Annotated in this window: 8 protein-coding genes; 4 read left to right on the forward strand and 4 right to left on the reverse strand. The window is 44.3% G+C overall.

What is annotated here, in order from left to right; translation table 11 throughout:
- The coding region (gene bluB / locus A3757_RS09860; RefSeq protein ID WP_068739505.1) for a 5,6-dimethylbenzimidazole synthase at nt 1-622 on the forward strand (622 nt) is incomplete at its 5' end.
- Here the strand turns inward: bluB and A3757_RS09865 are convergent.
- From A3757_RS09865 to A3757_RS09880, 4 genes are all read right to left on the reverse strand, one after another.
- Nucleotides 623-1,324 (reverse strand): hemolysin III family protein, encoded by a 702-nt coding sequence (locus tag A3757_RS09865; protein WP_082865041.1) that lies wholly within the window; start codon nt 1,322-1,324, stop codon nt 623-625.
- Between the two features lie 82 nt (nt 1,325-1,406).
- On the reverse strand, nt 1,407-1,838 hold the full coding sequence (locus A3757_RS09870; protein ID WP_068552815.1) for a secondary thiamine-phosphate synthase enzyme YjbQ: 432 nt from the start codon (nt 1,836-1,838) through the stop codon (nt 1,407-1,409).
- 32 nt (nt 1,839-1,870) lie between these two features.
- Nucleotides 1,871-2,833, reverse strand: coding sequence for an NAD(P)-dependent oxidoreductase (locus tag A3757_RS09875; protein WP_068508633.1), 963 nt, complete (start codon nt 2,831-2,833; stop codon nt 1,871-1,873).
- A 110-nt stretch (nt 2,834-2,943) separates the two neighbouring features.
- A complete protein-coding gene (locus A3757_RS09880; RefSeq protein WP_068552813.1) occupies nt 2,944-4,989 on the reverse strand; it encodes an EAL domain-containing protein in 2,046 nt (681 codons plus the stop codon).
- A gap of 230 nt (nt 4,990-5,219) precedes the next feature.
- Between A3757_RS09880 and dcd the strand changes: the two genes are divergently transcribed.
- From dcd to A3757_RS09895, 3 genes are read left to right on the forward strand one after another with little or no spacing between them, the layout of a single operon-like run.
- Nucleotides 5,220-5,786 carry a dCTP deaminase gene (gene dcd / locus A3757_RS09885; protein WP_068508620.1) on the forward strand — a complete coding sequence of 189 codons (567 nt, stop codon included), beginning with the start codon at nt 5,220-5,222 and terminating at the stop codon, nt 5,784-5,786.
- 33 nt (nt 5,787-5,819) lie between these two features.
- Nucleotides 5,820-6,470: a class II aldolase/adducin family protein gene (locus tag A3757_RS09890; RefSeq protein ID WP_068508619.1), complete on the forward strand. Its 651-nt coding sequence runs from the start codon at nt 5,820-5,822 to the stop codon at nt 6,468-6,470.
- A gap of 31 nt (nt 6,471-6,501) precedes the next feature.
- Complete coding sequence (locus tag A3757_RS09895; protein WP_068508616.1) at nt 6,502-7,104, forward strand: DUF416 family protein; 603 nt, start codon at nt 6,502-6,504, stop codon at nt 7,102-7,104.
- Nucleotides 7,105-7,309 lie beyond the last annotated feature (205 nt).

Genomic DNA, 7,309 nt, shown 5'->3' on the forward strand with positions numbered 1-7,309 from the left:
CAAGCCCGACCCGATTCCGGATGAGGTCTTGGCCCGCATATTGAAAGCCGCACATCATGCGCCCTCGGTTGGCTTTATGCAGCCCTGGAACTTTATGTTAGTTCGCTCAAAAACAGTTCGACAACAAGTACAAGAGGCTTTTACTGATGCCAATAACGAAGCAATGGAAATGTTTCCGGACAACAAGAAGCCCCTGTATCAGTCTCTGAAGCTCGAAGGAATTTTAGACTCACCGCTTAACCTTGTCGTCACCTGTGACCGTCAACGCGGCGGCCCTGTTGTGCTAGGCCGCACACATATAAAAAGCATGGACTTAAACAGCACCGTCTGTGCCGTTCAGAACTTATGGCTGGCAGCACGCGCTGAGAATGTAGGTATTGGCTGGGTTAGTATCTTTGATCAGGACAGAGTAAAAGCAATTTTAGGCATTCCCGAACATGTCGTACCTGTCGCCTACCTATGTATGGGCTATGTCTCTGAATTTAAAGTGAAGCCCGAACTCGAAAGCAAGGGGTGGCGAGAACGTCTGCCATTGGAGGACTTAATCTACTTTGATCAATGGCAGCAACAAAACCGTGACGACAGTCTAATAAAAGTTATCTCTGACCAGCCCGAAGTTTAATTATACAGCGACCTGAGGTGGCAAAACGTAGTAATAAACACTGAAGAAATGACAAATACTGCCCCCCAGTACAAACAGATGCCAGATTGCATGGTTATAGGGAATTCGTTCGACCAAATAGAAGACAACACCAAGAGTATAGATTATTCCGCCCAAAGCGAGTAAAAACACTCCTCCTTCCGGTACTGATGCGAGCAAATCCTCAGCACTTAGAATCACCAACCAACCCATAAGCAGATAGCTCGCGACGCGCAAAAGTGAAAACCGATGCTTGAAACGTATTTTCAAGAAGATACCGAAAAATGCAATGCCCCAAACAAGGGCTAATAAGCCCCAACCACCGACTTCTCTCATACTCACCATGAGGTAGGGTGTATAAGAACCTGCAATCAGGAGGTAAATAGCACAGTGATCGAACATCTTCAGCTTATCTTTTTTAACCGGGCATCGCTCGGCATGATAAAGCGTCGAAGCTAAGTATAAAGCCGTTAGACTCAAGCCAAATATACTAAAACTGGCGACTCTCCATACATCATCCATTGGAATTGCAGCGATTAACAAGACAAATAAACCCGCAATGCTTAATAGCACACCTAGCCCGTGAGTTAAGGTATTTAGCAACTCGTCTAAACTATGTTCCAGGGTTTCCACCCGCTTATTATCAACTGGCTGATCGCCCGTTTTGTCCACCACTTTGCTCATAATCACAACTTGCGCCTCAAATTTAAGTGTACACATGTTAGCTGAAGTTGGACAGAATAAGTAGTCTATTTTTTAACCATAGTTAAGTCTGACCCTGCATAGTGACTACTAACTTACGTGAACCAGCTTGATTTCTATGCTCCCCAAGATAAATCCCTTGCCACGCACCCATCGAGAACCTTCCCGAGTTAATCGGAATAGTTAAAGAGCAGCCTAGCAGCGAGGCTTTGATATGAGCGGGCATATCGTCAGAACCCTCGAGTATATGATCATAATAGGGTGCATTTTCCGGCACAAACTTATTAAAGTGCTTTTCCATATCACTGCGGACATCCGGGTCTGCATTTTCATTTAATGTGAGTGATGCTGAGGTATGTTGAATAAACAGGTTCGCTAGACCTATTGAAATCGTATTGAGCTCAGGTAAGGCTTGCTCAATTTCCCGAGTGATCAGATGAAAACCGCGGGAGCGGGCTTGAAGCTCAAGTTCTTTTTGTAGCCATACTGTGCTCATCGTTAAAGTCGCGCCCTCTTGATTCAAATTAACTAAACAATGTAAGCCTGGGGTTCTCCCTCGGCAAATCTTCTAATATTTGCGGCAGCTTTGTCCAACAAGCGCTGACGCGCCTCTTTACTCGCCCAAGCACAATGAGGGGTAACAATTAAGTTTGGAATTTCTCTATCCAGTAGTACATTTCCACCCTTAGGCGGTTCAACGGATAAGACATCTGTTGCTGCGCCGGCCAAGCGGCGTTCTTTCAATGCCTCGGCCAAAGCGTTTTCATCCACAATGCCACCTCGAGCAAGATTTAATAAATAGGCCGAAGGCTTCATTTTAGACAGGGCATTGGCATCGATTAGATTTGTAGTTTCATCACTCAGCAGGCAATGAATAGATAAGACATCAACTTGCGGCAATAGCTCTTCCAAAGCCAAGCGAGGATAGCCATCAACACTTTCCAAGCTTTGACCGGAACGAGCTGCCAGTATAACCTTCATGCCAAAGCCTTCGGCCATTTTTGCAACACCCTGTCCAAGGTCACCATAACCGAGCAGGCCAAGCGTCTTGCCTTCCAGTTCAACAATAGGGTAGTCCATCAAACAAAAAATCGGACTTGTACACCAGCGTCCATCTTGAACATCTTTAGCGTAATCCAATAAACGGTTTGTTAGTGCCAGCAACAAAGAAAAGGTATGCTGAACAATAGCCGGGCGCCCATACTGTGTGACATTACAGACCCTAACACCGGCCTCTTTAGCCGCTTGCAAGTCAATATTGTTCGTCCCTGTCGCCGTAACGGCTATCAGCTTTAGGCTGGGGTTACTTGTTATTTCTTTCTTCCCCAATAGCACTTTATTGACAACGACCACCTCAAAGCCTTTTATTCGTTCACAGACATTCGCTGATTCCGTCGTATCATAAGATTGATATTGGCTAAATGAAGACTCGATATCACTCAGGTCCAGACCATCTCCCATACTTGCTACATCAAGGAAAACCCCTTTCATCGCGCCACCTGCCTTAAGATCAATTTTGCTTCGCCAAGAAAAACGAGAGTATGTCATATCAAGCTAATTGATGACAAAAACCTGTTTAGGTACCCGAAGCTTTTTTCTTTCTAAGAGCTTGAGCTGACAATATGCGGTGTCTGTTGCCACTTTCGAATGAAGGCCGGGATTTCGGGTGCTGGGATTGGCTTAGAATAGAAAAAGCCTTGAGCATAATCACAACCAAGCCCGATTAATGACTCTTCCTGCTTCTTAGACTCGATACCTTCAGCCAAGACCTCGATAGATAAGCTATCAGCTAAGGTAATGATACTCTTGACCAGTGCTTGATCAGAGCTGTTGTTAATTAACTCATTGACAAACATACGGTCAATTTTAATCTTTGACAGGATATGGCTGAATTTTTTGATATAACCAAGAGACGAATAACCTGTACCAAAGTCATCAATACTGAATTTAAGCCCTGACTTAAGTAGCTGCTTAATACCCTTCATCACAACAGGGTCGTCGTCCAACATCAAACGTTCTGTTACTTCCAGCTCCACCCAATCCAAGGTTTGCAAAAATACCTGGTGATTATGCGTCCAGTCAGATAACTCGCGATGGTGAAAGTTAGTTGGGCTAAAGTTGATAGCAACGATAAATTCTTCATTGAAATCACTGCGCCACTCTTTAACCTGCGCAATGGCATGTTCAAATACCCAGATGTCGATATCAAATATCTGACCGGTTTTTTCGGCAACCGGAATAAACAAGTCCGGCCTAACCTTACCCAGGTCTTCATCTTCCCAGCGTAATAAGGCTTCGAAACCGGTAATACTCATATCGCGCAAATCAATCAAAGGCTGAAAATAGAGCTCTAGTTGATTATTAACGATCGCATCTTTCAATTTACTCTTAATCGTATTGTGCAACACGATGTTATACATCATTGACTGGTCAAAGAATGCAAAGGTATTACGGCCTGCTTCTTTGGCTTTATACATCGCGGTATCTGCACGACGAATCAAATCTTCAGTATTCTCGCCATCTTCAGGGTAAAGCACGACCCCGATACTACAACCTAATTGAAGCTGCGAGTCACTTAAGACAAAGTTTTCTTTAAAGGCCAATATCGTTTTATCAGCAACATCCTCAGCATCTGCGCGAGTGTTGCACTGAAAGCAAGCGATGAACTCATCGCCACCAAAACGGGCCACATAACCTCCGTAGCGAGTGATCAACTTCTTCAAGCGGGAAGCACTATCCAGCAGAATCTTATCGCCTGTACTATGCCCCAGGCTGTCATTCACCTCTTTAAAACCATCCAGGTCAATAAAAAAGATTGCCAGCTTCGAGTATTCGGCGTTTTCCTGCTGGTTAAGCATTTCATTTTTCAGGTGATATTCAATATGGCGACGGTTAGGCAAATTTGTCAGCATGTCGAAATTTGCCTGATGCTCTAACTGGTCTTCATAGGACTCTTTTGCCAAAGCAAACTCGGCAACCTGCTTTCGTCCCCGGTTCAAAGCTTCAACCAAGTCAGCAATTTCATCACTGTATTCGGGGCGATTCAGCACAATGGGCTTATAGGTTTTACTTGTTAGCTGAGCCGGCTGAACGGTTTCACGGCTAATTTTGGAAAGGTGGCGCGTCACTGCATTTTTAACAATCGTACTGAAAACAAAACTAATCAAACCGATCATCAAAGTGGAACTAATAAGGATCACGATCATCTGGTCTAATACAGACTCGGTAATCAACTCATCTTTCACATCAACTTCAATCTTACCCATATTCTGGCCGTTAAAGACCAAAGGGCTCGACAAACTTACTGGCAATTCAATATCCCCGTACTGATATTCATTGCCCAAGGCTTCTACAATTCTAACACCCTGAATTGAAGGCATACGATAGACGCCTTCCAGCAAGATATGAGTGCTATCCTGATCGACGTTCCATAAGCTTCTAGCTAACTGCTGATTAACGGCTTTGATGGTATCATTCGCTTCTTCGTAAACAGAAAGCCTTCCATCTTGATATTGTTTTACCAGCAATACCGATACCGTCACCACGGTAAAAAAGATACCGAGTGATACAAAATAAAAGGTCAAGCGGTGGCCCAGTTTCTTAAACCTTAAACCATGCTTCAACTTTTCTAGTGCGGAAAGGCCCAAAACCGTGTCCTACCTCTAGGTGAATTCGAAGAATCAATCTATCTACACTTTACATACAGCGTGATACAAGCTTAGACCATATTTTCAACAAACCTAGTAAGTCTGCTCGAAAAGTTAAGCCATCGTTGTAAGTAGATACTTTGCTTATATCTTAAGCAAAGGTATTATAGCCAGCTTTACGGAAGCATTACTTTGACAGCTTCTAAACTTTTTATTTGGAACAGCGAAACATGGCAATAAAGTCTGACAAGTGGATACGTAGAATGGCACAAGAGCAAGGCATGATTGAGCCATTCGAACCAGGGCAGGTTCGAACCGGTGAAAATGGCCGAATTATCTCTTATGGAACATCCAGTTATGGCTACGATGTTCGCTGCAGCAGTGAATTCAAGATCTTCACAAACGTCCACTCAGCAACCGTAGACCCTAAACAGTTTGATGAAAACAGCTTCGTCGATATTGATAGCGATGTTTGTATCATCCCACCAAACTCCTTTGCTTTGGCTCGAACTGTTGAGTACTTCAGAATTCCTCGTAGCGTCCTCACTGTTTGTTTGGGCAAATCTACTTATGCACGCTGCGGCATTATCGTTAACGTCACCCCATTAGAACCCGAATGGGAAGGTCACGTCACACTTGAGTTCTCTAACACCACCAATTTGCCAGCAAAAATTTATGCTAACGAAGGTGTTGCACAGATGCTGTTCTTCGAATCTGACGAAGTATGTGAAACAAGTTATAAAGATCGTGGTGGAAAATACCAGGGCCAGACTGGCGTAACGCTGCCGAAAACTTAGTTTAACTGCCTCTTCAAGTCTGAGAGAACACAAGTGGAGCAAGAAGGCGTTATCAAATATCAGCTGGTATTCGAGCATCGAAGCATCTCGATTGACGATACCAGTTTGGCTGAACTGAACCAATGCCGCCAACAAATGATGGCTCACGGGTTAATCGGCCAGGATGATAATCGCTATGAAGGCTATGGCTTTGGCAACCTATCACTGCGTTGCCAGTCAGACTCTAGCATTGAAGCGCCTCCTTCTTTCTGGATCAGCGGCACTCAAACAGGCCACCTTCCAACGCTATTCCCTCGGGATATATGCCTCGTAAACCAAAGCCACCCTGAGACAAATACAATACATGCAGAAGGTGAAACAAAGCCCTCATCGGAAAGTATGACGCATGGCGTCATCTATAAGCTTAGTGCCCGAATAAAAGCTGTGGTGCACGTTCACTCCACAGAAATATGGAAGCAACGTTCAGCGCTCAAGCTAGCTTCCACCCCCAAAGAAATACCTTATGGCACGCCAGAGATGGCAGAATCAGTGCGCCAACTATCCGCTCAATTATTACTATCTGAGAAGTCTATTCTCTTTTGCATGGACGGCCATGAAGACGGCGTTGTTGTGGCTGGTGAGTCTCTTTCTCAGTGCACCCAAACGCTAATAAACACTTTACATAGAGCAGCGACATACTCGTAAGCTTATACCAACTACCTGCAGGCTAGGCACAATGAACCGATTGAAGTTTCAAAAATCTCTCAACTCTCTTAGAGGCTGGCGTGAACGGGCATTTATGCTTGCAATAGCGGAACGCGCCCTTCCCAACGCCCTCCTATATCTTGACAGTATCGAGTCTGACAGCCCTTCAGACTCTCCACTCAAGCTTGCAGACATCGACAGCGCCTGGAACATGCTCATAATTGAGCAAGACGAAGAAGGTATTGTAGAGCTCCTCGATCTGACCCAGGCGAACATGCCTGATACCGAACAGAGCGAACATTATGGTGCCCTGCCAACTCACGATTGCCTAAGCATTCTAGAACAGGCTCTATTGGCTGGGATCAACGATGAAAAACCACGTGCATTGAGCGTTAGCCAACTGTCCTTGGAAACCATCACTCAGTTTATAGAGTTTTCCGAAGGCGACTCACTGAGCGAAAACCAGCTAATAAAGTTATTCGATTCACATCCGCTCATTGAACGCGAGTTTTCATTTCAAGCCGAACTGAGCGAGCTACTAAGATCTGCAAGCCACCCTGGAGAAGAACTGATTCTTGCCATTCGAGAGCTTGCTCAAGATGAAGGCATTAGTAATATCGGTATCAGCCTATAGACCTTAAGAGCCCTAATCTAGGGCTCTCAAAATTTGCAAGCAATTACTTGCAAAAAAATCTGCTAAATTATGTAAAAACTTCCTTGTCAATTCTACCGAAAAATTCTTTCTTCATTATAATTCCGCGCCTCCATCATTTTCTATATTGATCCATTTTCTTACTACATTTATATAACAGAGGTATCGCTTATATGATCGTTTTTAC

This window comes from Oleiphilus sp. HI0117, from assembly GCF_001635235.1.

Excerpts from the sequence above, each read along its gene's own strand:
- A3757_RS09865 (WP_082865041.1), bottom strand. The coding sequence starts at position 1,324 with ATGAGCAAAGTGGTGGACAAAACGGGCGATCAGCCAGTTGATAATAAG.
- A3757_RS09870 (WP_068552815.1), bottom strand. The coding sequence starts at position 1,838 with ATGAGCACAGTATGGCTACAAAAAGAACTTGAGCTTCAAGCCCGCTCC.
- A3757_RS09875 (WP_068508633.1), bottom strand. The coding sequence starts at position 2,833 with ATGAAAGGGGTTTTCCTTGATGTAGCAAGTATGGGAGATGGTCTGGAC.
- dcd (WP_068508620.1), top strand. The coding sequence starts at position 5,220 with ATGGCAATAAAGTCTGACAAGTGGATACGTAGAATGGCACAAGAGCAA.
- A3757_RS09895 (WP_068508616.1), top strand. The coding sequence starts at position 6,502 with ATGAACCGATTGAAGTTTCAAAAATCTCTCAACTCTCTTAGAGGCTGG.